22 protein-coding genes are annotated in these 25,630 nt (G+C 70.6%); 17 read left to right on the top strand and 5 right to left on the bottom strand.

The genetic code is table 11. The features are described 5' to 3' along the window. Positions 1 to 199 precede the first annotated feature (199 nt). The 7 genes from ACZ4N5_RS18765 (at position 200) to ACZ4N5_RS18735 (ending at position 7,882) form a co-directional block, all read left to right on the top strand. Positions 200 to 2,059 (top strand): glycosyltransferase, encoded by a 1,860-nt coding sequence (locus tag ACZ4N5_RS18765; RefSeq protein ID WP_467758163.1) that lies wholly within the window; start codon positions 200 to 202, stop codon positions 2,057 to 2,059. A 7-nt stretch (positions 2,060 to 2,066) separates the two neighbouring features. After that, positions 2,067 to 2,495: a hypothetical protein gene (locus ACZ4N5_RS18760; protein WP_467758162.1), complete on the top strand. Its 429-nt coding sequence runs from the start codon at positions 2,067 to 2,069 to the stop codon at positions 2,493 to 2,495. 154 nt (positions 2,496 to 2,649) lie between these two features. Further along, complete coding sequence (locus ACZ4N5_RS18755; protein WP_467758161.1) at positions 2,650 to 3,432, top strand: glycosyltransferase family 2 protein; 783 nt, start codon at positions 2,650 to 2,652, stop codon at positions 3,430 to 3,432. Continuing rightward, complete coding sequence (locus ACZ4N5_RS18750) at positions 3,429 to 4,700, top strand: glycosyltransferase family 2 protein (protein WP_467758160.1); 1,272 nt, start codon at positions 3,429 to 3,431, stop codon at positions 4,698 to 4,700. The genes ACZ4N5_RS18755 and ACZ4N5_RS18750 overlap by 4 nt, the downstream gene beginning before the upstream one ends. 10 nt (positions 4,701 to 4,710) lie before the next feature. Continuing rightward, positions 4,711 to 6,048 (top strand): lipopolysaccharide biosynthesis protein, encoded by a 1,338-nt coding sequence (locus ACZ4N5_RS18745; protein ID WP_467758159.1) that lies wholly within the window; start codon positions 4,711 to 4,713, stop codon positions 6,046 to 6,048. Beyond that, positions 6,045 to 7,052, top strand: a complete 1,008-nt coding sequence (locus ACZ4N5_RS18740) for a glycosyltransferase family 2 protein (RefSeq protein WP_467758158.1) — start codon at positions 6,045 to 6,047, stop codon at positions 7,050 to 7,052. The genes ACZ4N5_RS18745 and ACZ4N5_RS18740 overlap by 4 nt, the downstream gene beginning before the upstream one ends. 26 nt (positions 7,053 to 7,078) lie before the next feature. Continuing rightward, positions 7,079 to 7,882, top strand: coding sequence for a polysaccharide deacetylase family protein (locus tag ACZ4N5_RS18735; RefSeq protein WP_467758157.1), 804 nt, complete (start codon positions 7,079 to 7,081; stop codon positions 7,880 to 7,882). Between the two features lie 38 nt (positions 7,883 to 7,920). Here the strand turns inward: ACZ4N5_RS18735 and ACZ4N5_RS18730 are convergent, their stop codons facing one another. Genes ACZ4N5_RS18730 through ACZ4N5_RS18720 form a run of 3 tightly spaced genes read right to left on the bottom strand, consistent with a single transcriptional unit; the run spans position 7,921 to position 11,017 of the window. Further along, the gene (locus tag ACZ4N5_RS18730; RefSeq protein ID WP_467758156.1) at positions 7,921 to 8,751 is read right to left on the bottom strand and encodes a glycoside hydrolase family 16 protein; all 831 of its coding nucleotides are present in this window, start codon (positions 8,749 to 8,751) and stop codon (positions 7,921 to 7,923) included. Then, positions 8,748 to 9,965: an NAD(P)-binding domain-containing protein gene (locus tag ACZ4N5_RS18725; protein ID WP_467758155.1), complete on the bottom strand. Its 1,218-nt coding sequence runs from the start codon at positions 9,963 to 9,965 to the stop codon at positions 8,748 to 8,750. The genes ACZ4N5_RS18730 and ACZ4N5_RS18725 overlap by 4 nt, the downstream gene beginning before the upstream one ends. After that, a complete protein-coding gene (locus ACZ4N5_RS18720) occupies positions 9,962 to 11,017 on the bottom strand; it encodes a phosphotransferase family protein (RefSeq protein ID WP_467758154.1) in 1,056 nt (351 codons plus the stop codon). The genes ACZ4N5_RS18725 and ACZ4N5_RS18720 overlap by 4 nt, the downstream gene beginning before the upstream one ends. Before the next feature lie 148 nt (positions 11,018 to 11,165). On the opposite strand from ACZ4N5_RS18720, the gene ACZ4N5_RS18715 reads away from it, so the two are divergent. Beyond that, a complete protein-coding gene (locus ACZ4N5_RS18715) occupies positions 11,166 to 12,389 on the top strand; it encodes a carboxylate--amine ligase (RefSeq protein WP_467758153.1) in 1,224 nt (407 codons plus the stop codon). 86 nt (positions 12,390 to 12,475) lie between these two features. Here the strand turns inward: ACZ4N5_RS18715 and ACZ4N5_RS18710 are convergent, their stop codons facing one another. After that, positions 12,476 to 13,162, bottom strand: a complete 687-nt coding sequence (locus ACZ4N5_RS18710) for a glycoside hydrolase family 16 protein (protein WP_467758152.1) — start codon at positions 13,160 to 13,162, stop codon at positions 12,476 to 12,478. Between ACZ4N5_RS18710 and ACZ4N5_RS18705 the strand changes: the two genes are divergently transcribed. Beyond that, entirely contained in the window at positions 13,161 to 13,460 is a 300-nt protein-coding gene (locus ACZ4N5_RS18705; RefSeq protein ID WP_467758151.1) for a hypothetical protein, read from the top strand. The genes ACZ4N5_RS18710 and ACZ4N5_RS18705 overlap by 2 nt on opposite strands. A gap of 728 nt (positions 13,461 to 14,188) precedes the next feature. Further along, positions 14,189 to 16,135 (top strand): SMI1/KNR4 family protein, encoded by a 1,947-nt coding sequence (locus ACZ4N5_RS18700; RefSeq protein ID WP_467758150.1) that lies wholly within the window; start codon positions 14,189 to 14,191, stop codon positions 16,133 to 16,135. A 144-nt stretch (positions 16,136 to 16,279) separates the two neighbouring features. Here the strand turns inward: ACZ4N5_RS18700 and ACZ4N5_RS18695 are convergent, their stop codons facing one another. Beyond that, positions 16,280 to 17,986 carry a subtype B tannase gene (locus ACZ4N5_RS18695; RefSeq protein WP_467758149.1) on the bottom strand — a complete coding sequence of 569 codons (1,707 nt, stop codon included), beginning with the start codon at positions 17,984 to 17,986 and terminating at the stop codon, positions 16,280 to 16,282. Positions 17,987 to 18,353: 367 nt separating this feature from the next. On the opposite strand from ACZ4N5_RS18695, the gene ACZ4N5_RS18690 reads away from it, so the two are divergent. From ACZ4N5_RS18690 to ACZ4N5_RS18660, 7 genes are all read left to right on the top strand, one after another. After that, positions 18,354 to 19,436 (top strand): NADH-quinone oxidoreductase subunit B family protein, encoded by a 1,083-nt coding sequence (locus tag ACZ4N5_RS18690; protein WP_453279951.1) that lies wholly within the window; start codon positions 18,354 to 18,356, stop codon positions 19,434 to 19,436. Between the two features lie 54 nt (positions 19,437 to 19,490). Beyond that, complete coding sequence (locus ACZ4N5_RS18685) at positions 19,491 to 21,272, top strand: nickel-dependent hydrogenase large subunit (RefSeq protein WP_467758148.1); 1,782 nt, start codon at positions 19,491 to 19,493, stop codon at positions 21,270 to 21,272. 76 nt (positions 21,273 to 21,348) lie between these two features. Beyond that, positions 21,349 to 22,260 carry a NifU family protein gene (locus tag ACZ4N5_RS18680; RefSeq protein ID WP_467758147.1) on the top strand — a complete coding sequence of 304 codons (912 nt, stop codon included), beginning with the start codon at positions 21,349 to 21,351 and terminating at the stop codon, positions 22,258 to 22,260. Further along, on the top strand, positions 22,257 to 22,991 hold the full coding sequence (locus ACZ4N5_RS18675; protein ID WP_467758146.1) for a DUF5947 family protein: 735 nt from the start codon (positions 22,257 to 22,259) through the stop codon (positions 22,989 to 22,991). The genes ACZ4N5_RS18680 and ACZ4N5_RS18675 overlap by 4 nt, the downstream gene beginning before the upstream one ends. Then, entirely contained in the window at positions 22,988 to 23,632 is a 645-nt protein-coding gene (locus tag ACZ4N5_RS18670; protein WP_467758145.1) for a DUF6084 family protein, read from the top strand. Before ACZ4N5_RS18675 ends, ACZ4N5_RS18670 begins: the two co-directional genes overlap by 4 nt. 1 nt (position 23,633) lies before the next feature. Further along, positions 23,634 to 25,064, top strand: a complete 1,431-nt coding sequence (locus tag ACZ4N5_RS18665) for a hypothetical protein (RefSeq protein ID WP_467758144.1) — start codon at positions 23,634 to 23,636, stop codon at positions 25,062 to 25,064. After that, entirely contained in the window at positions 25,061 to 25,621 is a 561-nt protein-coding gene (locus tag ACZ4N5_RS18660) for a hydrogenase maturation protease (protein ID WP_467758143.1), read from the top strand. The genes ACZ4N5_RS18665 and ACZ4N5_RS18660 overlap by 4 nt, the downstream gene beginning before the upstream one ends. Positions 25,622 to 25,630 lie beyond the last annotated feature (9 nt).

Here is a 25,630-nt window from a genome sequence, read left to right as displayed (position 1 = left end):
GCGGAAGTGCCGTCGGCCGGTGTCACGGATGGCCGTTCGCCGGGACGGGGGACCGACAGGCCGGATCCGGAAGGTGCCAGATGCGTCGAGTCAACGCCCCTGTCGGTCGCGGTGGGAGGGTGGCGGGTTCTTGCGAGGAGCCTGTGTGCCGCGTGATGGGGATCGTCGTCGGAGCACCGGTTCCCCGAGAGACCTCTTCATGGGCAAGCTCCAGACGCTGACGAGCGGGCGCATGGCGTCCTTCACCAGCGCTGTGGCACGGCGGCCCGGTACCGCCGCCGGGGAGCGGCGTCGCTCCGACCGGGCGACGGCACGCCAGTGGACGGCGCGCCTCATCCTTCCCGTGGCTCTCACCCTCTGGCTGTTGTCCCTGCGCCATGTGCACCTCATCGGGATGCGCGACTACGGCCTGCTGCAGGTGCTGCCGGTGCACTTCTGGGTCGCCCTCGGCCTGCTCACCCTCGGCTTCTGCCTGGCGCTGACCGACCGGCGGACCGCCGGTGGATGGTTCGCGGCCTACGTCCTCGGGCTGATCGCGGTCATCCACGCGACGCCCACACTGCTCTACCCGGCACTGCGCTACAGCTGGGCGTGGAAACACGTCGCGGTGACCGACGCGGTGATCCGCCACCACGGCGAGGTGCCCCACGCGGGCAAGCTCGCCATCTACAACCAGTGGCCCGGATTCTTCGACCTCAACGCGTTCTTCCTGCAGGCCACCGGTCTGGATTCGGCGCTCGGCTACGCGACCTGGACCCCGCCCGTCTTCAACGCGGTCCTGCTCGCTCCCCTGCTGCTGCTCTACCGGACGGTGACGCGTGACCGGCGGCTGATCTGGGGGGCGGCGTGGATCTACTACTCGTGCTCCTGGGTCGGTCAGGACTATTTCGCCCCCCAGGCTTTCGCGTTCCTGCTCTTCGTGACCATGATCGCCCTGGTCATGGGGCAACTGCCCACCTCGGTGCTGCACCGCAGAGGCGACGCGCGCTACATCCGTACGGGCGACACGCGGGCGGAGGATATCCCCACGGGCCGATGGCCCGTGGGCCGGTTCGTGCTGGTCATGGTGCTCGCGGCCGTCATCATCTCCTCACACCCGCTGACACCGCTCATGCTGATCAGCGCGCTGGTGGTGCTGTCACTGCCGCGGCGCAACCGACGGATCGTGCTGCCCGTCCTGGCCGGCACGCTGCTGCTGGCCGTGGCCTGGGACGCCACCGTCGCCCGCCCCTACATCTCGGAGAACCTGAACGACTTCCTGGGCTCGCTGCTGAAACCCGACACCAACGTCGTCTCCGGTCTGGCCGCCCTCGGCACGGCGGCCCCGGGCCATGTCGTGGTGGCCTGGGTCGACCGGGGCCTGTCCGCCGCGGTCTTCGTCCTGGCGGCCATCGCCTTCGCGGCCCGCCCCTGGGTCCGCCGCACCGGCCTGCCCCTGCTCGTACTGGCTCCGTTGCCGGTCCTGGCGGCGAACGCCTACGGCGGAGAGATGATCTTCCGCGCCTACCTCTTCGCGCTGCCCGCCGCCTCGCTGCTGATCGCGGTCCTCCTCCTCGAGCGGGGCAGACGGCCGCGCCTTCAGGTGCTGGCCGCCTGTCCGCTGCTGCTCGCCCTGCTCGGGGGGCTCATGTTCGGCTACTACGGCAAGGAATCGTCGAACTACTTCACGAAGGACGAGGTGGCGGCCGGGCGCTTCGTCGCGGCCACCGCTCCTCCCGGCTCCACGGTCGTCTCGCTGACCTCGGCCGTCCCCGGCCTGTACGCGCGCTACGACGACAACGCCCAGGTGGAGTTCGACCAGCAGGACATCGACGACCGGCGGCGCCTGGTGAAGGATCCGGTGAAGGGCCTGGAGGGATTCCTCCAGCAGGCCACCCCGCAGCAGCCCGCCTTCATCATTCTGAGCCGGGCTCAGGCCGCCGACATCTACCAGACGGGGGTCCTGCCCGCCGGCACCGTGCACCGCATGGACTCGGCCCTGTCGAGGAACCCGGACTACTTCCCCGTCTACCGCACCAAGGACGCGGTGGTCTACCGGTATCAGGGTACGAAGAGCTGAGGGGGCCATGACCTCCCTGCGCTGGGGGCTCGCACTGTCCGGCTGGGTGACCCTGGCGGTGGTCACCCTCCTGCCGGACGCCCAGGTCCTGCGCGGTGTGGTGACGACGGCGTTCCTGCTCGTCTGTCCCGGCCTGGCGGCCTCCCGGTGGGCCCGTCCGGGTGCCGTACGCGCCAGGGACCGCACGGCGCTTCTGGAGACGGGCGTCCTGGCGTTGACCCTCAGTGTGTCGATGGCGGTGCTCGTCGTGGAACCGCTGTTCCTGCGGGACGCCTTCACCGTCACCCGGGCACTGCTCACCCTGGCCGCCCTCACCTCCGTCCTGGCCCTGCTGCCCAGGCGTGGCGGATGGCACCGCCCGGCGCCGCGAGCCGCCGGGAACCCGGCCGCGAGGGCGGCCGAAAGCAGTCGGCCCGAGCCGCCGTCCTCGGAGTGAGACACCGGCAGCCCCTCCGAGCTGCCGCAACAGTCCACGTGGGACGCCGTCCGAAGATTCCCGTCGCCGCCTTGACGTCTCTCGCAAATCGGGTAAAGGTGTAGATATACGTTGTAAACGTATACCGTAGGCGCGCACTCGGAGATGCATGATCATGGATAACGGCCCGATCATCAGTGACCAGCGAGAGACCGAGGCACACGGCACCGTCAGCCTGGTCGTCCCGGCCCTGAACGAGGCGCGCAACATCGCGTGGGTCTTCGAGCAGATCCCGGCCTGCGTCGACGAGGTCATCCTCGTCGACGGCGACTCCACCGACGCCACGGTCCCCATGGCACAGCACTGCCTGCCGACCGTGCGCAACGTCCGGCAGAACGGCCCAGGCAAAGGCAACGCGCTGCGCACGGGCTTCCTCGCGGCCAAGGGCGACTACGTCGTGATGATGGACGCCGACGGCAGCATGTCACCGGCGGAGATCCCCCACTTCGTGCACTTCCTCGACCACGGCTACGACTTCGTCAAGGGGTCGCGGTTCGTCGCCGGCGGCGGCTCGCTCGACATCACCCCCATCCGCAAGATGGGCAACCATGTGCTGCTGCTCGCCGCCAACCGGCTGTACGGCGCGTGCCTGACCGACCTGTGCTACGGCTTCTGTGCCTTCCGGCGCAGCTTCCTCGACCAGCTCGACCTGCATGCCGTCGGTTTCGAGATCGAGGCCGAGATGATCGTGCACGCCCTGCGCTCCGGTCTGCGCATCGCCGAGGTTCCCAGCCTGGAACTGCCCCGGCGCAGCGGCTGCTCGAACCTCCACGCCATATCCGACGGCCGCCGGGTGCTGCGCACCCTGCTCTCGGAACGCCCGGGCGCCCGCTCCTCCTCCGCCCGGCACGCCTCCGCACACCCCTCCTCCGCCCGGCCCGAGCGGAGCGCGTCGTGACGGCCGCGGCGGTCCGCTCCCCTCTCGTCCGGCCCCCGCTGCCGGTGGTCGACATCGACCTGGCCCGTCCGGGCGAGTTCCGGCTGCCCGGTGACCGGGGTCCGGCCCGACCGCAGCGACAGGCCCGCGCGCTCGTACGACTGCACGGCCGCCCCCTCGGCATGGTCAGCGCCGCGGACGCCTCCGGACCCGACGGACTGTGGCGGGCGCTGGCCGACACCGCGAACGTGGAACTGGGCGAACAGCTCACCCGGCTCCGCGCCGTGGACCGGGCCCAGCCCTCCGGCGGCGGCATCCGGCACCCCGCACTCCAGCAGGCACCCGCCATCAGCGTCATCGTGGCCACACGTGACCGGCCGGAGATGCTGCGGCGCTGCCTGCGATCCCTGCTGCGCTCGACGTACCCCGAGTTCGAAGTCGTCGTGGTCGACAACGCCCCGGCCGACGGTGCGACCGATGCCCTGATCCACGAAGAGTTCGCCGGACGGGTCCGCTACGTCCGCGAACCCGTGGCCGGGCTGGCCCGCGCCCACAACACGGGGCTCTCATCGGCCCGCGGATCCGTCGTCGCGTTCACGGACGACGACACGCTCGTCGACCCCGGATGGCTGCCGGCGCTGGCCGGGACCTTCGCCCGCGACACACGGATCGCGTGTGTCACGGGGCTGATCGTGCCCGCCGAACTGGAGACCCCGGCCCAGAACGCCCTCGAACGGCAGGGCGGTTTCGCGAAGGGGTATGTGCCGCGCACGTGGTCCCTGTCCGATCCGCCGGGAGACCCGCTGTTCCCGTTCACCGCCGGCCGCTTCGGCTCCGGCGCCAACATGGCGTTCCGTGCCGACGCGCTCCGCGCCCTGGGCGGCTTCGACACCGCGACCGGCGCCGGGACCCCCGGCCGCGGCGGTGACGACCTGCTCGCCTTCTTCGAGATCCTGACGGCCGGTCACACCCTCGCGTACCAGCCGAGCGCCATCGTCTGGCACTGTCATCGCCGCACACGGGACGCCGTGGCCGCGCAGGCCTTCGGCTACGGCGCCGGACTCGGCGCCTATCTCACCGGCGCGCTGCTGAGGAACCCCCGCCGGCTGCCCGGCCTGCTGCGGCGGCTGCCCCGCGGCATCCAGTACGCCATGACCAGATCACGCGCCCGCGGCGCCGATCCCGAGGCCGGCTGGTCCCGGCACCTGGCGCTCCTGGAGACCAGGGGCATGGTCTACGGACCCTGCGGCTATCTCCGCGGACGTCTCGCCGGCGCCGGAACCCGATGAGGTGGGCGGCTTGGACACCACTCCGGTGACCGGCTCCGCCGCGAAAGGCACCCTGCGGCGACGCCCCCTGGTCATGCTGCGCGCCGGTGTCGCCGCGGTGCTCCCGGGCGAGCCCGTACTCCGCACGGGACACGTCCTCGCGGTGAGTTCCCTCGTCAACGCCGGCCTCGGCTTCTTCTTCTGGACCTTCGCGACGCACTGGTACGACGAACGGACCGTGGGCCTGAGCTACTCGGCACTCATGGCGTCCCTCCTGCTCACGGGCATCGGGCAGCTCAACCTGAACGACTTCCTTGTGCGGTTCGTACCGACCGCCGGCCGCCGCAGCCGCCGTCTCGTCCTCACCTGCTATGCGGCGAGCACCGCCTTCAGCGTGGTGGTGGCCCTCGTGTTCCTCGCGCTGGTGCCGCTGATCTCACCGAAGCTCGGCTTCCTGCTGACACCGGTCACCGCGACCTGCTTCGTGGTCGCGACCGCCGGTTACGCCGTCTTCGTCCTGCAGGACGGCGCGCTCACCGCGGTCCGCATGCCGGGCTGGGTCGTGGGCGAGAACCTGATTTTCGCCGTCGTGAAGATAGGTCTGCTCGCACTCGGCGCGGCCCTGGGCTTCCTCTCCGGGATATTGCTGTCGTGGGCGGGCGCCCTGCTGGTGTCGCTGGTCGTCGCCAACTTCGTCCTGATGGGCCGGGGCATCCCCCGGCACGAGCGGGAGACGCAGACCGCGCCGCCACCGCCCCGCATGCTCGGGTACGCCGCGGCCGACTATGTCGGCTCCCTGTTCCGGGTCGCCGGATACACCGTGGTCCCGCTGATCGTGCTGAACAACTGCGGTGCCGAGCAGAGCGCCTTCTACTCGGTCGCCTGGGGTGTCGCCTACGTGCCCTACCTGATCGCCCGCAACATGGGCACGTCGCTGCTCGCGGAGTCCGTACGCGGGCCCGGACGACTCGTGCAGCACTCCCTGCGCGTCCTGCGCCACTCGGGCCTGCTCCTGGGCGCCGTCACCGTCGTCCTGGTCGTCGCGGCCCCGCAGATCCTGTCGATCTTCGGTGCCTCGTACGCCGCCGCGGGAACCACCCTGCTGCGGCTGCTGGCCCTGTCCGCGCTGCCGAACCTGCTGCTGAGCGTGGCCGTCGACGTGGCCCGGGCGCAGCGGCGCCTGCGCTGGGCGGTGTGGCTGCAGGCGGCGATGTGCGTTCTGGTGCTCGGGCTCACCCATCTGCTGCTGCCGGTGCTCGGCCTCGTGGGCGCGGGCGTCGCCTGGCTCGTCACCCAGTGCCTGATCGCCGGCTTCCTGATCGTGTCCCGGTCCCGCTGGCTCGTCCCCGTCACCGAAGGATCGTCATGAACAGCGCACCCTCCACCGAACGCGCCGTCCCCACCCTGGTGGTCGTCATCTGCGCCTACACCCTCGATCGCTGGGAGGACCTGCGGGCCGCGATCGCGTCGGTGCTGGCCCAGGACCCGCCCGCCGACGAGGTCGTGCTGGTGGTCGACCACAACCAGGCCCTCCTGGCGCGGGCCGAGCGGGAGCTGTCCGGCGTCCGCGTGGTGCCGAACCAGCGGCGCCGCGGCCTGTCCGGGGGCCGCAACACCGGAGTGGCGGTCTCCCATGCCGACGTGGTGGCCTTCCTCGACGACGACGCCACCGCGGAACCGGGATGGACGGGCCGTCTGCTGGCGCCCTACGGCGACCCCCGCGTGAGGGGCGTCGGCGGTTTCGTCCGGCCGTGGTGGGCCGGCGAGCGCCCCCTGTGGTTCCCGCCGGAGTTCGACTGGGTCGTGGGCTGCTCCTACCGGGGACAGCCCCTGAAGGCCGCCCACGTACGCAACTTCATCGGCGCCAACATGTCCTTCCGCCGAAGCGAACTGATCGCCGTCGGCGGCTTCCTCGACGCCCTCGGACGCGTGGGCAGCCGTCCGGCGGCGAGTTGCGACGAGACCGACCTGTGTCTGCGGATCGCCGCCCGCGACCCGGAGGCCGTCCTGCTGTACGAGCCGAGGGCCGAGATACGACACCGGGTCCCCGAGTCCCGTACGAGCTGGGCGTACTTCCGCAACCGCTGCTACATCGAGGGACTGTCCAAGGCGCTGGTGGCACGGCGCTGCGGCAGCGGACCGGCTCTGTCCAACGAACGCGTGTACGTGCGGTCGGTCATCCCGCGTGCCCTCGCCCGCAACCTCACCCGGATCCGCCGCCCCGGCGCGCTGCGCACGATCGCGGCGCTGTCCGGGGGTGTCGGCGCGACGGTCGCCGGCTATCTCGTCGGATCGATCCGGCCGCTGGGTTCCCGGGACTCCTCCCGCCAGGCGCGAGAAGCGGCGGAGCCGACGACGGTGGCCCGGACATGAGGACGGAACCGACGGAAGGCCCCGTCATGAGCGTCGTACCCGTCTTCCTCTATCACGCGGTGTCGGACGACTCTCCGCCGTGGCTGGCGCAGTTCACGGTCAGTCCCCGCACGTTCGTGGAGCACCTGGACATGATCGCCGACAGCGGACTGCGCGTGATCGCCCTGCGGCGACTGGTCGCGGCACTGCTGGGCGGCCCTCCGGTGCCATCGCGGTCGGCGGTGCTGACCTTCGACGACGGATACGCGGACTTCGCCTCCACGGTGGCTCCCCTGCTCGCCGCACGAGGACTTCCCTCGACCCTGTACGTGACCACGGGCGCCCTGCGGCCCTCGGACGGCATGCCGTTCCCGTCCGCGACGACGCTGACCTGGGCCCAGGTCAGGGAGTTGGACGCGGCCGGGGTCGAGATCGGCGGACACACCGAGACGCATCCGCAGCTGGACACGCTGCCCCGGACCTGGGTGCGGGAGGAGGTGGCCGGCTGCAAGCGGCGGATCGAGGACGAACTCGGGCACTCCGTCGACTCGTTCGCCTACCCGCACGGCTATTCCAGCCGTACCGTGCGCGCGCTGGTCCGGGAGGCCGGCTGGACGTCGGCCGCCGCCATCCGGGCGGCCTCGGCCTTCAGTTCGGAGCGGGACGACCCCATGCGGTTCGCCCGGCTCATGGTCCGGGCCGACACCGGCCGGGACCGCTTCGCGCTCTGGACAAGCGGCGCGGGAGCCCCTGTGGCACCGTTCCCCGAGGGACTGCGGACCAGGGGCTGGCGAGCCTACCGCCGGGCGAGAGCGGTGGCCGGCGTACCGTACCGGGCGATACCCGCCTGACTCACCGGCCCGCGGCAGGACGGGCCGCTGACGGCGTGTCAACGCTGCCAGACCCGGATCCAGTCCACGCGCATCCGCGCCGAGTCGGTGCCCGGGGGCGGGGTGTAGGGAAGGCCGACGGCCAGGTTGAGGATGACCTCCATGGGCTCGTGGGGAATGCGCTCGGGGTCGCTCACCCGGAACCGTTCGATCCCGTCCACGTACCAGACGAGCCTGTCCTTCTCCCAGAGCAGCCCGAAGACGTGATAGCCGTCGGGAAAGCCGTCCGAGGTGAAGGTCCCCCTCTGTTTCCTCTCCCCGCCCTCGGCGTTCCGCCAGTGCACGAACATCGACAGTGTGCGCGGCGTGCCGAGGAACTCCATGATGTCGATCTCGGGCGGGGTGTAGCGGCTCTCGGGCATCATCCAGAACTCGGGTGCCATCCCTCCCTGGGGCGGGATGCGGATCGCGGCCTCGAAATAGCCGTAGGTGAAGGTCTTCCGCGGCTGGGCGTACCAGTTGTCCCGGCCGGTGGAGACCATGCCGGACACCCAGGGGTAGACCTTTCCGTCGCTGCCGCGGATGGACCGGCGCTGGGCGTCGAGGCTCAGTTTCCCGCCGCCCAGGGTGACCTGACCTGGCTGGTACCACTCCAGTTCGTGGTTGGTGCTGATGGTGCAGCCGTGGTCGTTCCAGTCGTAGCACGTGGTCCAGCGGCCCTTGTCCAGACGTGAGCCGTCGAAGTCGTCGTGGAAAACCAGTCGCCAGTCGCCCTGTGCCGGGGGCCGGGGCGTGGTCGTTCCGGAGGTGATTCCGGGCGTGGGCCCGCCGGCGCCGCATGCCACCAGCAGCAACATGAGCGCGCCGAGCAGCACACCTCGCGCCCTCATCGGCGGGTACGTGTCCCTGCCGCGACGGAGCAGGCCACCCGGCGCGCGGCGAATCCCGTGCCGGCGACGAACCTCAGCACGGGTCCGAAGGTGGGGGCGGCGGCCAGTCCGGTGAAGAACAGGCCGGGCACGGAGGACTCGAACCCGGACGACAGCCTCGGTGCGCCGTGGACCGTCCAAATGTCCCGGCGGAGTCGGGGTGCCAGCATTCGGAGCCGGTCGACGTCCACCCGGTATCCGGTGGCCAGCAGCAGATGGCCGGCCCGCAGCACCCTCGTCCGCGCGTCGGCGTCCACGACATCGAGGCGCACCATGCCGTCCTCGACCCCCGAGGAGCGGACCGTACGGCCGCACAGCACGGGGATGTCGTCCATGCGGGGCCGCAGCCACCAGCCCCCGGACGGTCCGAGCACGTCGTGCAGCAGCCGCATCCGCAGCCCGTGCGGCAGATGGCGGATGGCGCCGCCGCCGTGGCAGCACGCCAGCAGCGACCAGCCCGGTCCCAGGGGCGATCCCGGCTTCAGCAGCCGTACCGGACGCGGCCGGTCGGACGGTCTGTCGGTGTCGGGCGGGCTGCCGAACGCGACGGACGCCGCGCGGACGATCACGGTGGGTAGGGCCCCGGCCTCGTGCAGCAGCGCGGCGCTCTCCAGAGCCGACTGCCCCGCCCCGAGGACGGCGACCCGCTGCCCCGAGAACCGGGAGAGATCACGGTGCCGGCTGGTGTGGGAGACCAGTTCGCCGGGGAGGTGGCCGGCCAGTTCCGCGGGCTCGTGGGCGAAGGGGACCTGCCCGGTGGCCATCACCACGTTCTCGGCGAGGAACTCCTCCCCCGAGTCCAGGGTGACGCCGAACAGCCCGTCCACATCCTCGACGCCACGGACGCTCCGGCGCTCCAGTTCCGGCACGCGCCGCTCCTGGAACCACCGCCCGTACGCGATCATCTCCTCGACGGGGATGGGGTACCGGTCGCCCACGGGTCCCAGTCCCCGCGCCGCCCGGAAGTCCTCCAGGCGGTATCCGGACTCCGGCGCGGAGATGGAGGAGGCGCTGGGGACCGACTTCAGATACATGCCCGCGGGCATGTTGGTGTGCCATGACTCCATGGGTTCACCGAACACCCTCCGTGGTGTCCCCGACGCGCTCAGCCAGGCGGCCGTGGCGAGCCCGTAGGGGCCCGCTCCGATGACGACCGTGGGCGCCGACGCCGTCACAGCCGCACACCGGCCCAGCGGGCGCATTCGTCGAGCACGGGGGCCACCGTGTGGGTGAGCCACCCGTAGCTGTGACCGAACCTCGGCGACTTGCGCACGTTGTTCGCCACATGCCACAGCCAGCTCAGGAGGGGAATCGCCACCGGGTCGGCGACGTCGTGGTCCGGGTCGAGGCCGGCCAGCGCGAGCAGGGCGCGGTCGGCGTCCGGTACCCGGCCCGTACGCAGCGTCTCGGCGACCAGACCGCCCAGCGGGCGCCCGGTGAGGGTACTGCGCAGGGCCACCACGAAGGTGTAGGCGTCGATCTCGCAGGGCCCGTCGACGCGGCCGCTGCTCCAGTCGAAGACACCGGTGACCTGGAGCGGGACGCCGCCGAGCAGCACGTTGCCGGGGTGGTAGTCGCCGTGGGTCCAGCCCTCGGTCAGCACGGCACCGGCCAGGGCCGCGTCCAGCCGGTGGCGCAGGGCCTCGAAAGCGGCGGCTCGCCGGCCGGACCGGTAGCGGGGCATCCCGGCCGACAGCGCCGTGAGCTGCGACTCGCACCAGGCCGGGATCCGGTCGGCCGCCGCGCGGCGTCGCCCAGTGGCGGCCCGCAGATCCGCCAGCAGGCGCAGGGCGGGGGCCACTATCGCGTGGGCGTCGTCGGGCGTGTCCAGGATCAGTCGCTCCGCCGGGACGCCCGGGAGCGTGTTCTGGGCAAAGGTCCCCTGGGGTCCGGGCGATCCGACGACCCGGGGCAGGAGGGAACGCCAGGGAGCGAGTCGGCTGTCGGCGTCGAGCTCCTGGAGGACTTCCCGCTCCCGCGCCGTGACGGCGGCCCCGGCCTCGTTCCTGGGGTGTTTGACGACCAGGCTTCCCGCGCCGCGCCGCAGCTCGAACATCAGCAGGCCCGCCTCGGGCAGCGAGGGCCGCCGGACGACGGTGATGTCCCTGGGGCCGGCGCCGCGTACGAGCCAGTGGGCCCGGAGGCGGTCGTCGAGGCCGGCCAATGCCCGCGGGAAGTAGAGGGGCAGCAAACCGGAGAGCGAGGACATCTTGGCGGGTGTCTTCATACCAGACCTCGCCGGGCCGTCAGCGGCACGACCCGCGGTTGCCGGGGATAATGGATACGGCGATCTGCCACAGATGAGTTGATCTACAAGCTTTATCCATATTAGTTCCTTTCGGGAGAACCTTCCCGGAGAGGGGCGGGTGGTCTCCTTGCTGGACGACGAAGTGCCCGTTCTCCTCGCCCGGATCGGCAACTATCCGCTGCACCACGGCAGTCTGGGCGTGGTGCGCACGGTCGGACGGCTGGGCGTCCCGGTCCACGCCGTCGTCGAGGACCGCTTCACCCCGGTCGCGCTCTCGCGCCACCTCACGAGCAGGTTCGTGTGGCCGACGACCGGCCGCGAGGAACCCGAGCGGCTCGCGGACGGCCTGTTGTCCATCGGCCGCAGGATCGGCACCCCGTGTGTGGCGGTGCCGACCGACGACGAGGCCGCGATCGTGCTCGCGGAGTACGCGAACATGCTGAAGGAGTGTTTCCTGATTCCGCCCGTGCCGGCCCGTCTGCCGCGGCTCCTGGCCTGCAAGGCGAGCCTGCACCGGATCTGCAACGAGGTCGGGGTCCCCTCGCCGCGGTCACGGGCGCCGACGAGCCGTGAGGAACTGGTGGAAGCGGGCCGAGAGCTCGGATATCCGCTGGTGCTCAAGAACCTGGCACCGTTCAGCCGGCTCCGCACTCCGGCCGTCAGCGGCACCACCACCGTGGTGCCCGACGAGCGGGCGCTCCTCGACCGCTTCCCGAGGGCCGCGCCACCGCCTGTCCTCGTGCAGGAGTACATCCCCAGACAGCAGGCGGAGGACTGGATCACCCATATCTACTCCGGTGCGGGCGGTGTGCCACGCGCCCTGTTCACGGGCCTGAAACTGCGCTCCTGGCCTCCGTACGCGGGCATGACCGCCCGCGCGGTGGCGTTGCGCAACCCCGAACTGGCCGGGCTGGCGGAGCGACTGTGCCGCCGCATCGGGTACAGCGGACTCGCGGACCTCGACTGGCGTTACGACCGTCGCGACGGGCAGTACAAGCTGGTCGACTTCAACCCGCGCACGGGCGCCCAGTTCCGTCTGTTCGAGAACGTCCACGGAGTCGATGTCGTCCGCGCCATGCATCTGGACCTGACCGGCCGGACCGTGCCGGACGGCGCACAGGCCGAGGGGCGGGTCTTCGTCGCAGGCCAGTTTGACTTCGCGTCGGTGGCGGCGTGGCTGTGCCATGAGCGCCGGCTGCCGCCCGACCTCCTGAGCGAGCGGCCCACCGAGCGGGCCTGGCTCTGCCTGGACGACCCCCTGCCCGCCGCGGCCGAGACGGTCCGTTTCACGGCGCTGGTGGCGTGGCGTCTGCTGCGGCCGGGGCGTTCCGGCCGGGCGAGGTGCCCCTGACCCACGTGCGTCGCGCCCGGGCACCGGCCGCGTGAAGCGGTCGGCGCCCGGGCGCGACAGTGGGGTGGGTGCTGCGGGACCTCACATCAGTGCTGCCAGACCCTCACGTAGTCGACCTTCATGTCGGCGGGAGCCACGTTGGTTCCGCTGTGGCTGGGGTTGATGGCGTTGTTGAGGATCAGATACATCGGGGCGGAAGTGATCCCGGAGGTGATCTGACCGACCTGCTTTCCGTCGTAGTAGTACGTGACGGAGCCCTGCTTCCATTCGGCGCCGAATGTGTGCCAGCCACCGGAGTAATTGCCGGAAGCGCAGCCTCCGGGACCACCCGCCGTGGAATGGAAGTGATAACAGGCGGAGCCGCCCAGGCCTTCCAGGACGTCCAGCTCGCCGTCCGTCGGCCAGTTCTGCCCGTCCGCCCAGAACGAGGGCCAGTTGGCCATCTGCGACCCGGACGAGGGCGCGTAGATCCGGGCCTCGAAAGCGCCGTAGGTGAACTGGGCCTTCTTGTTGCTGGTCACGATCCCGGAAACGTATGGATACGTCTTGCCGTCGACGGTGGTCGGCTTCTGGATGAGGTTGAGGTGGAGAGATCCGTCGCCGACGGTGACCTGCGACGGGGAATAGGCGGACCCTTCAGCGGAGTTCGGCGGCTTGGTGACACACCCGGAACAACCGAACCAGTTCGCGTTCCACTTGGAGGTGTCGAGACTGGTGCCGTTGAATTCGTCGCCGAACACCTGGTGCCAGGTGCCGCCGATACCGACAGGCATGGCGGCGCTCGTGGGCGGCGCCGAGGATGTCGTGCTGGGGGTCGGCGTCGATGCCGGGGTCGAAGCGGGCGTGCTCGCGGGTGTCGAAGTCGGCGTGGACGCCGGGGTCGAGGCCGGAGTCGACGAGAGCGTGGACGTCGGTGCCGGCGTCGCGGTGGACGTCGGCGTCGCGGTCGGTGTCGCGGTCGGTGTCGCGGTCGGTGTCGCGGAGGAGCCGGTACCGGTCGTGGTGCCGGCCGTGAAGGATTTCACCGGGGGGACGCTGTGCCAGCGGTCGTGGAACTTGTACGCCACGTAATACGTGTAGGTGCCGTCCGGGAATGCGCGGGAGCCCGAAGTGTACGTGGTGGGCCCGGTTCCCAGAGTGGCCGTGGTGGCTCCGGGGAAGTCGTACTTGCCGCCGTTGGCGGACCGAACGGCGACGGTCAGCGCCTGCAGTTTGATCGTTTTGGCGCTATGGACCGCGGCGGTGGCTTTGGACTGTCCGTTCGAGGCCGCCGAAATGGAGAGGGAATCGACCACGACGCCGGGAGTGGATGCCTGCGCCTGATCGGTTTGCGTAAGGACGCCTCCGGCGACCGCGGCGGTGGCGACCGCGAGCGCACCCAATTTCGTTCGCATGGCGCGAGGACGGCGGTGTTTAGGAATATCAGTTGTGCGATTCATTGGCATGTACGCGTGACCTTTCGCCCCCATGCGACACAGGTGTGCCACGCAAAACCGGTGGGCAATGGCGGACTGAACGGTCATGGACTCTGCGGGAGGTGAACTGGATCCGCAAGTACCTGACCGACGGCGGGACAGTCCATTCCTCACGGGAAATTCATGTCCCGCAGTCGAGTTGGCCGGGTCGAGCCCGACCCAGTGATGTCCGACACGCCAGGGGGCAATTCGGTCATATATGCCAAATCGCATGCCATCGGCCCCAGTCGGCGACTGCCGGGCACCGAGGCGGGCGTCGGGGCGGCCCGCATCACCGACGGCGCGCGAAGGGCCACTGTCAGTGGCGGGTGGCAGCATCGGATCATGACCGAGACCACGACATTCGCCTGGCGGCCCTTCCTGCGCACCTGGAGCCGGGAGTGGGCGGATTCCCTGCCCGAGGACGAGACGCGGGACGAGGACGCGAGCGCCCGGCAGTCGCGGTGGCTGGGATTCCCGCCCGCGTCCGAGGAGCGGATCGCGGCCATGGAGGAGCGCCTGGGCAGGCGCATGCCCCCGTCGTACCGGGAGTTCCTCAAGGTCACCGACGGCTGGCGGCACGCGGGCGGGTTCGTGTGGCTGCTGGCCGGGACCCAGGGCGCAGGCTGGCACAACGACGCGTCGGGACTCGGGGAGTCGTTCGAGGAGTATCTGGACGAGGACGCCGGGCCCGAGGAGCGCCGAGAAGTGGACATCTGGCGACGCGGACTGCAGCTCGACGTGGAGTCCGACGCCACCTACGTCCTCATGGATCCCGAGGACGTGGACGAGGACGGCGAGTGGGCCGTGTACACATGGGCGAGCTGGCGCGCCGAGTCACCCGAACGGCACGCGAGCTTCCTCGAGTTCATGCGGGACATGCACCGGGAGTTCCACAGCCTGCGGGCGCACCGGCACGACGGGGAGCCTGAGTTCGCCAACGACACGACACGGGAGCAGGACGCCCGGGTGGCGGAGGCGCGGCTGGGGGCGCTGGGCGGCGGCTGGGAGCGGGCCGTGGCGGCGCTCGACGAGGCCCGGAGGTATGGCAGGCCCCGGGCCGCCGGTCTGGGTGACCAGATACGGCGTCTGCTCGGCCGGACCTACATGGTGTATTTCGAGGACCTGGTGACGGACCCTCGGTACGCGCCCGATCTGCTGCCACCGCTGGTCGCCGAGCACGCGGCGAACTCGCACTGGGACGACTCCATGCTGAAGTACAACCTGCGGGGTGCCGACGACGACCTGGTGTCAATGGCCTTCGCGACGCTGGATCAGGTGAGGGGTGGCACCTATCGGTACGCACCGGGCGGACCGTTCGGAGAGGCGGTCGGGCGGGCGCGGGAGTCGGCGCGGTGGGGAGACACCGACGGGGCGTGGCAAACGCTGAGGAACGCCGTGCCCCTGTGGGAGCCGTTGGGACCCCATCATCTGGCGCCTCTGGGGTGGGTGGCCGACCCCGTGCTCGGGCCGCTGCTGACCCCGGAGCGGGGCCGCGAGCTGCTGTCCACCCCGAGAGGAGGGCAGGCCGGTGAGGTCCCCGATCCGACGCCCGGTCTCGACCCGGGCGGACTGGCGTGGCTCGCGGATCCGGAGCAGGGCGACAGCCACAGGTCCTACCGGTTCGTCCTGGTGGAGGGTGTGGAACCGCGGGAGTTGCCCGGACGTCTCGCGGACGACAGCCCCGGGCTCCTCGAGCCCATGCCCCTCTGGGAGGCACGGAGCAGATCGCTCCGTGGCAAGAGGGAGTTCTCCTCCTACCGGGACGAGGCCCTCGTGGCCGTCGGCCGGGCCGGCAACGGCTGGAGCTTCGCCTACGACGGCGACCCCGCCTCCTTCGGCGGGCGGCGGTTCGTCTCCCCGGCGGCACGCGCCGGCGCGGCCGGCCGCGCGGTGGTGGTGTGGAGCGGCCTCGGGGCGCGGCACGGGGAGCCGTTCTTCCACCTCTCGGTGGCGCGGGACGGTACCGAGCAGTACGCGTTCACGTACACGGAGGGGGAGGTCCGGCGGAGCGGGGAGATACCGGAGACGCTGGATCCCGACCGGTTCTTCGGCGGATCGGAGGGCAGCGCGGAGGCGGAACGGCGACTGCTGGAGGCAGTGGCCGCCGAGTTCGGAGTCCATCTGCCGCGTCACGCGATCCGGGCCGGGCGGCTGCACTCGTTCACCACCCGTTCGTGGACCCGGCCGCCCGGGGACGGGGAGGCGTACATGGTGATCCAGATGAATGGGGGAGCCCCGCTCCCGGCGGACGGCGAACCGACGGGAAACGACGGACCGGGGACCGAGTAGCGAGCGTCCGGGCCGACGGCTCCGGCCGGCACGGGCGCCTCCGGCTGACACGGGCCCTACCGCCAGCCGGGGGCCCTCCCGCCGGAACGGGGCCCCGCCCCCAGGACGGGACCCCGCGGCTCACGGCTGGCTCGGCCGGTGCGGCTAGCGCGCGAAGGGGCCGTGGTGGGGAGTGGCGAGCGGGTCGCCGGCCTTGCCGACCACCTCGGCGATCCAGGCCATGGCCTCGGGCACGTCGTAGTTGCCGGCGTGCGGCTGGTTCCAGGCGAGCCGGTAGTCGACGTTCTTGACCAGCTTGTCCGCCTCCAGCGCACGGTCAAGGTTGACCGAGATGATGAAGGAGGTGTCCCGGTCGCGGGTGCCGTTGCGGACGTACCAGTTGGGCGCCGTGTCGGCGCTCGTGCCGACGAAGTCCATGGGGTCGATCAGATGGATCTGGTCGTCGAGAGTCGTGCTTTTCCTGCCGGTGTACTGGTCCCAGGTCAGCCCGGTGTCGTCGGTGCCGCTGCCGTCACCGGCGACGTCGTTGTGGTTCCAGCTCCACTCGGTGTAGTTCATGTACGTCTGGGTGTACGGGCCGAAGAGGTTGGTCTCCGTCCGGCTGGTGGTGTTCCCGTGCACGCCCACGGCGTCGAAGGCGGGCGTCGTCTTCAACGTGGCTTGGGTGGCCACGAACTTCAGGTACTTCGCCATGTCGACCGACAGCACCTTGTCCGTCGCGTTGTCGACGTCGATCCAGTCGTTGACGTACGACTTGGTGGTGGTCCCGCCGGGCCCGCCGGACGTGATGTCGAAGGTGGCTCCGAGCGCCGGAACGTCGTTGGCCGGGTCGGCCTTCATATAGGTCTCCGCGGAGCGGATCACCTCCTTCTTGATCGTGTCGAGCATGTCGTCGGCGGTCAGCCTGGAACCGTCGGGGTTACGGAGCTTGAGGCTCTTCTCGTACGCGGGGAACCCGGCCACGATCTCGGCGGCGTCCTCGGGCGTGGCGTTCGAGCCGGTCGCGTCGCGGGTGCCGAGGACGTTGTAGAGCCACTCGTAGGCCGTGTCGGCGTTGCCGAGGTCGGTGATCGGGCAGTACGCGTTGACCGCGAACACGTCGTCGCGCAGGGTGCTGCGGCCCTTGGAGTCGATGCCCGCCGCGCCGATCGCGGCGAGGTAGGAGTCGTACTCGGCGCTGTTGCCCGAGGCGCCCAGGATCGAGGACAGCGCGCCGCCGCCGCTGGTGCCGTTGACGACGATCCGCTCGGCGCTGCCGGGCATGGCGGCGTCGTTGAGACGGAGATAGCGCACCGCGGCCTTGGCGTCGACCACCGCGGCGGGGGCCTTGCCCGGCGAGGATCCGTCGGCGCCGGCCAGGCCGCGGCTGCGGTTGGCGACGTCCACGAAGACGTACCCGGCCTTCAGCGCCGCGCCGACGTTGCTCGTCGCGCTGTTGTAGGAGGCGCCGTCGGTGACGCTCGCTTTGATGTAACTGGCCATCCAGCCCGCGTTGTTCACCGCGAAGTAGACAGGCGCGCGCTGGTCGTCGAAGGCGCTCTCGGGCACGAAGACGTTCACGCTCTCGTAGCCGCAGCGCGTGTTCGCGATGGTGGTGGAACCGTTGATGCCGGACTGCTGCGCGGCCGCGGCGACCGGGTCGGCGACGTAGCAGAGTTCCTTGTAGGAGCGCACCTTGATCGGCTGCCCGTCGACGGTGACGGTGAGTGTCGTGTAGGCGCCGGCGTCGAAGGCCAGAGCGGCGTCCTCCGGGTCCACGACATGCGCATGCGACGCGGTCTGCCCCTGGGACGCGACCGCGGACGATGGCACCGCGAACGCCGTCAGGGCGAGTGAGCCCGCTATCGCCATGCCCCTCACACGACGCCCGCGGCCGGGGGCGCGTCCTTGCCCTTCACCCGCCGGACGGGCGGAGGCTGCTCGATCGGAGGATTCCGAGAGCGACTGCATGGGGTCTCCTCTTGTTGCGTATCGAGTGATCCACTGACACCTCGGGCCCAAGGCGTCACGCACGCTACAAGATTGTTAACAAAATACCCAGCAATTTTGCGAACATTTCGCGCCGTCCGATGGCCGCCACACGACCCGCCGCCACGGACACGGGTGCGGGGCGGCGATAGGGCCCGTTCACACTTACCGTCGGCGCACCTGGGCGGTAACCATGGGAAAAGCTGTTTGGCCAGTTATGACCTGAATGAGCTGATTCCCAGGAGGGCTCATGAACGCCCCGACCGCGACGACGGCCGATCCCGCCGCGCAGGACGACGCGCAGGAGGACCCGACCGTCCACATTCTCTGGATCAACGCGGGGCTGAGCTGCGACGGGGATTCGGTCTCGTTGACCGCCGCGACCCAGCCGAGCATCGAGGAGCTGGCGCTCGGTGCCCTGCCAGGGCTGCCCAAGGTGGCGGTCCACTGGCCCCTGATCGACTTCGAGTGCGGGCCCGTTCAGGGCGCGGACAATTTCGTCGAGTGGTTCTTCAAGGCCGACCGCGGCGAGCTGGAGCCCTTCGTGCTGGTCGTCGAGGGGTCCATACCGAACGAGCGGGTCAAGCCGGAGGGGTACTGGTGCGGCTTCGGCGACGATCCGGAGACGGGTCAGCCGATCACGACCAGTGAGTGGCTGGACCGCCTCACCCCCAAGGCGCTCGCCGTCGTCGCCATCGGGACCTGTGCGACGTACGGCGGTATCCACGCGATGGCCGGCAATCCGACCGGCGCGATGGGAGTGCCGGACTATCTGGGCTGGGAGTGGAAGTCCAAGGCGGGCATTCCGATCGTCTGCATCCCGGGCTGCCCCGTGCACCCGGACAACGCCTCCGAGACCCTGCTCTACCTGCTGTACCAGGCGGCGGGTGCGGCACCCATGATCCCGCTGGACGAGGAGCTGCGGCCGACCTGGCTGTTCGGCGCCACCGTGCACGAGGGCTGCGACCGTGCCGGTTACTACGAGCAGGGGCAGTTCGCCACCGAGTACGGATCGCCGGAGTGCCTGGTCAAGCTCGGCTGCTGGGGCCCGGTGGTCAAGTGCAATGTGCCCAAGCGCGGCTGGATCAACGGCGTGGGCGGCTGCCCGAACGTCGGCGGGATCTGCATCGCCTGCACCATGCCGGGCTTCCCCGACAAGTTCATGCCGTTCATGGACGAGCCGCCGGGCGGCCATGTGTCCGCGACGGCGAGCGGTATCTACGGATCGGTCATACGGCGGCTGCGGAACATCACCGCGAAGACCGTCGACAAGGAACCGAAGTGGCGCGGCAAGGGCGAGGAGCTCACGACCGGCTACAAGGCCCCGTGGTGACCACGGTTACCCACCCGCTGAGCAGGACACTCGACAGGAAGGTGGCGCGGCACCATGGCGACGGCGACGAACAAGCCGGCCGGTGACGGCCTCACGGAGATGTCGTGGGACCCGATCACCCGCATCGTGGGCAGTCTCGGCATCCACACCAAGATCGACTTCAAGGCGAAGCGGGTCGCGGAGTGCTACAGCACCTCGTCCGTCTTCCGCGGGTACAGCGTGTTCATGCGCGGCAAGGACCCGCGCGACGCGCACTTCATCACCAGCCGGATCTGCGGCATCTGCGGCGACAACCACGCGACGTGCTCGGTCTACGCCCAGAACATGGCGTACGGCGTGGCACCCCCGCACCTCGGCGAGTGGATCATCAACCTCGGCGAGGCCGCGGAGTACATGTTCGACCACAACATCTTCCAGGAGAACCTGGTCGGCGTGGACTACTGCGAGCGGATGGTCCGCGAGACCAACCCCGGCGTGCTCGAACTCGCCGAGCGCACCGAGGCCCCGCACGCGGCCGACCACGGCTACCGCACGATCGCCGACATCATGCGCTCGCTCAACCCGCTGGAGGGCGAGTTCTACCGTGAGGCGCTCCAAGTGAGCCGCTACACACGGGAGATGTTCTGTCTGATGGAGGGTCGCCATGTGCACCCCTCCACGCTCTACCCGGGCGGCGTCGGCACGGTCGCGACCATCCAGCTCTTCACCGACTACCTGACCCGGCTCACCCGCTACGTGGAGTTCATGAAGCGGGTCGTCCCGCTCCACGACGACCTCTTCGACTTCTTCTACGAGGCACTGCCCGGGTACGAGGAAGTGGGCAGACGCCGTGTGCTGCTGGGGTGCTGGGGCGCGCTGAACGACCCGGAGTACTGCGACTTCCAGTACGCCAACATGGAGAACTGGGGCCGGCGGATGTTCGTCACCCCGGGTGTCGTCGTGGACGGCAATCTGGTCACCAACAGCCTCGTCGACATCAACCTCGGCATCCGCATCCTGCTCGGCAGCTCGTACTACGAGGACTGGTCGGGCATGGAGAAGTTCGTCGAACGGGACCCGCTCGGGAACCCCGTCGACGAACGGCACCCGTGGAACCAGCACACCATCCCGGCCCCGCAGAAGCGGGACTTCGAGGACAAGTACAGCTGGGTCATGTCTCCGCGCTGGTTCGACGGCACCGACCATCTGGCCCTGGACACCGGCGGCGGCCCGATCGCCCGGCTCTGGTCCACGGCGCTGTCCGGACTCGTCGACATCGGCTACATCAAGGCCACCGGGCACAGCGTGCAGATCAACCTGCCGCGCACGATGACCAAGCCGGAGATGGCGCTGGAGTGGAAGATCCCGCAGTGGAGCAACGCCCTCGAACGCAACCGGGCCCGCACCTACTTCCAGGCCTACGCCGCAGCTGCCGCCCTCTACTTCGCCGAGCAGGCGATGGAGGAGGTGCGCGCCGGACGCACCCAGACCTGGGAGAAGTTCGACGTGCCGGACGAGTCGATCGGCTGCGGCTTCACCGAGGCGGTCCGGGGCGTGCTGTCCCACCACATGGTGATCAGGGACGGCAAGATCGCGAACTACCACCCGTATCCGCCGACGCCGTGGAACGGCAGTGTGCGCGACAGCTACGGCACACCGGGCCCGTACGAGGACGCGGTGCAGAACACCCCCATCTTCGAGGAGAACCCGCCCGAGAACTTCAAGGGCATCGACATCATGCGGGCCGTCCGCAGCTTCGACCCGTGCCTGCCGTGCGGCGTGCACATGTACGTCGGCGGCGGGAAGACCGTCCAGCAGACGCACCTGCCGACCGGGCTGAGCGGACTGGCGGTCTGACCTCCCCCAGGATCCGACCTTCCCCAGGATCTGACCTCCCGCAGGATCTGACCTTTCCCAGGAGAGGGGCTTGCCGATGGCCGGACAGGAGACGGGCGAGCGGATAGGCGCGCTGCTCGACGAGCTGGCGCAGCAGGCGGGACCGGAGGCGCGCGACACCGCGGACGAACTAGTGCGCTGCCTCATGGAGTTCTACGGCGAGGGCCTGGCCCGGACCGTACGCCTGCTGCGCTCCGCCCCGGACGGCGCGGATCCCCTCGCCGTCCTCACCGCCGACGAACTCGTCAGCGATCTGCTGATCCTGCACGATCTGCATCCCGAGGACACCGCGACCCGAGTGGGCCGCGCCCTCGACAAGGTCCGCCCCTACCTCGGCTCGCACGCGGGCGACGTCGAGGTGGCCGGGCTCGACCTGGACGCGGCCGACGGCCCTACGCTGCGGCTCAAACTGCGCGGCAGCTGCGACGGCTGTCCGTCCTCCACCCAGACCGTGCGCTGGACCATCGAGGAGGCGGTCGCCAGGATCGCCCCCGAGGTCGAGCACATCGAGGTCGAGGGAATGGCCGAGGAGAGCCCGCAGCCGGCGCTGCTCCAGATCCTGCCGCACCGCCCGGATGAGGCACCGGGCGAGGCGGCGCCACCCGCGGAACCGGGCGATCCGGCGCGCTGGTACACCCTCGGCCCGCGCGCGCTGCCGGTGGGCGACCGGGCCACCGGGGTCACCGAGGTCGCCCGCCGCACGCTGCTGCTGGTCCGTCTGCCGGGGCAGCTGTACGCCTACCGCGACCGCTGCCCGGTCTGTGCCGCGAGCCTGGCTCCGGCGGCCCTGGAGGGCGAGTTGCTGCGGTGCGCGGGCTGCGCCGCCGAGTTCGACGTGCACCGGGCGGGCCGGGGCGACCAGGGCCACCTGGAGCCCGTCCCGCTGCTGGAGGAGGACGGGTCGGTGCGGGTGGCACTGCCCGGCGAGCTGCTGGGGGCGGGGCCATGACCACCGACGTCCTCAAGCAGTTCACCCGGAGGCCGCCGCCGGAGGGCGAGCGCTGCGACCTGTGCGGGGAGCCGCTGCCCGCCGCGCACCGGCACCTCGTCGACACCTCCCGGCGGTCGCTCAAATGCGCCTGCCCGCCCTGCCATCTGCTCTTCACCCGGCCGGGTGCGGGGCAGGGCCGCTTCCGGGCCGTCCCGGACCGGTATCTCACCGATCCCGGGTTCGACCTGGACGAGTCGGACTGGAACCGGCTGCAGATCCCGGTCGCGCTCGCCTTCTTCTTCCGCAACTCCGAACTCGACCGGCTCGCGGCCTTCTATCCGAGCCCGGCGGGCGCCACCGAGAGCGAGCTCGATCCGGAGACCTGGGACGCGGTCCTCGGACGCAGCCGGCTCGCGGAACTGCTGGAACCCGATGTGGAGGCGCTGCTGCTGCACCGCGGACGCGGCGACTCGGTCACCTGCACGCTCGTCCCGGTCGACGTCTGCTACGAGTTGGTCGGCCGGATGCGGCTGCATTGGAAGGGCTTCGACGGCGGTACCGAGGCACGGGCGGACATCGCGGAGTTCTTCGAGCGGATCACGGCGGCCGCCCGGCCGCTGGACCCGGAACCCGGGCCCACCGTCGCATCGGCGCGACCCGAGCCCTCCACCGCATCGGGGGAAGCCGGTCCCCCGGCCGCTCCGGCACCGTCCACGGGCCCGGCCACGCACACCAGGGGCGCCCCGTGACCGACCTCCAGTTCACCTGCACCGGTGTGCGCCCCGAGCCGTACGGAGCCGGGCCCACGCTGCTGTTCGGGCTGCGCATCGAGGAGGCCGACCACCAGCCGGTGCACGCTCTCGCGCTGCGCTGCCAGATCCGTATCGAGCCCGCAGGGCGGTCCTACGAACCGGAGGAAGTCGGCATGCTGGGCGACCTGTTCGGCGAGCCGAGCCGCTGGAACAGCACGCTCAAGCCGTTGCAGTTCGCCCACGCCTCCATCACAGTGCCGGGGTTCACCGGTTCGACGGAGGTCGATCTCCCGGTGCCCTGCACGTACGACACCGAGGTCGCGTCCGCGTCGTACTTCCGGGCGCTGTCCCGCGGCGAGGTCCCGCTGCTCCTGCTCTTCTCCGGCACGGTGTTCACCGGCCGGGACGGCTTCCGGGCCGAGCCGGTGCCCTGGCACAAGGAGACGTCGTACCGGATGCCGGTGGACGTGTGGCGGAACATGATCGAGCAGTACTTCCCCAACTCGGGCTGGCTGCGCGTGCGGCTGGACGTGCTGGACGCCCTGCGCCGCTACCGCTCCGCGCGCGCCCTGCCGTCCTGGGAGCGGGTCTTCGACGAACTCCTCGCCACCGCCGACGCGAAGAAGGGGGCCGACTGAGATGAGCAATCCCCTGGAGAACCAATTCGAGCAGGTCCGCACGGTGGCCGACGCCGTCCTGTTCGAGGGATATGTCCTCTACCCCTACCGCGCCTCGGCCGCGAAGAACCAACTGCGCTGGCAGTTCGGCGTCCTGGTGCCACCCGCCTGGTCCGCCACGACCGGAGAACACTCCGTCCAGCGGACCGAGTGTCTGCTGGAACCCCGCGAAGGCGACCGGCTCCACGCCGAACTGCGCTTCCTGCACGTGCGGCGGCGCACGGTCGAACGGCTCGACGCCGACGGCGGCTACACGGAGGTACCCGAACTCGATCTTCCCGACCGGGTGTTGGTGCCGTGGGACGAGGGACACGAGGAACGCGTCCTGATCCATGAGTCGCTCGCCGAGCTGATGGGTGATCAGGCCGCCGTCCACGCCGTACGGTTCGACCTGCCGGACGCCGTCGAATACGAGCCGGTGACCGACGCCGAGGGCCGGACGCTGGGCCGTCTGGTGCGGCGCAGGCGGCGACTGACGGGCGAACTGCGCCCGCGTATCGAGGAGTTGCCCGGACCCTACCGGGTGCTGCGGCTCACGGTGGGCGTGCACAACACCACCGCCGCCCCGGAGCACGCCGGCACCGACCGGGAGACCGCCCTGGCCCACAGCCTGATCGGCACGCATCTGCTGCTCGGCGTGCCCGGGGGACGGTTCCTGTCGCTGACCGACCCGCCCGAGTGGGCCCGCCCGGCCGCCGCGAGTTGCCGGAACGACCACACTTGGCCCGTGCTCGCGGGACCGCCCGGCACGGACGACGTCATGCTGTCCTCGCCGATCATCCTGGAGGATCACCCCGCCGTCGCCGAGGAGAGCCCGGGGCCCCTCTACGACGCCACCGAGATCGACGAGATCCTCTCGCTGCGCACGGCAGCGCTCACCGAGCGGGAGAAGCGCGAGGCCCGTGGCACGGACGCCCGCGCCGCCGGGGTCATCGACCTGGTCGACGACATGCCGGAGGCGGTCCGCGAACGGCTGCACGGGGCGATCCGGGGGCTGCGCGAGATCACCGGCGACGCCCCTGCCGACGAGCCGCTCCCCCCTGCTCCCGACACCGGGCTGAGCCTGCCTCAGGGCCCCGGACACCCTTGGTGGGACCCTGCGCAGGACGCCGAGGCCACCGAGGTGCCGGGCGTCGTCATCGTCGACGGCGAGACCGTACGGGCCGGCAGCAGGGTCCGGCTCACGCCCGGCGCCCGCCGCTCCGACGCCCAGGACGCCTTCCTCTACGGCCGGCACGCGACGGTCGAGGCCGTGGTCGGCGACCTCGACGGCGAGACGCATCTCGCCGTCGTGGTGGACGACGATCCCGGCACCGACGTACGCCGTGCCCAGGGCCGCTTCCTGTACTTCAAGCCCGACGAGGTGGCCCCGCTGAAGGAGGAGCCGACATGACCGGACCTGAGCACGCCGACCCGTCCGGTACGGCCGAACGGGTCGAGACCCGCCGGATTCTGGTCGCCGGAGTCGGCAACGTGTTCCTCCAGGACGACGGGTTCGGGGTGGAGACCGTACGGCGGCTCGCCGTACGCACCCCCGAACTGCCGCCCGGCGTCGAGCTGATGGACGCCGGCATCCGCGGAGTGCACCTCGCCTACCGGCTGCTGGAGGGCTACCAGGTCCTCGTGCTGGTGGACACCGTCAGCCGCGGAGGCCCGCCCGGCACGCTCTACACGATCGACGTCGGCCCCGAACCCCCTGCCGCACGGCCCGAGCCGGGGCCGCTGGACACGCACGCCATGGACCCCGCCACCGTGCTGGCCCTGCTGCACGATCTGCACGCCGGTGCGGGCGGCACGCTCCCCGAGGAGGTGTACGTCATCGGCTGCGAACCCCGCGACACGAACGAGGGCATGGGGCTGACACCCCCGGTGGCCGATGCCGTGGGGGCCGCCGCCGACCTGGTGCTCGACCTGGTACACCGCGCTACCTCTGTACCCCAGAGGAGCTGACCACGATGG

Source organism: Streptomyces sp. NPDC026500 (genome assembly GCF_055567635.1).
This window is presented reverse-complemented; position numbering and strand designations above follow the sequence as displayed.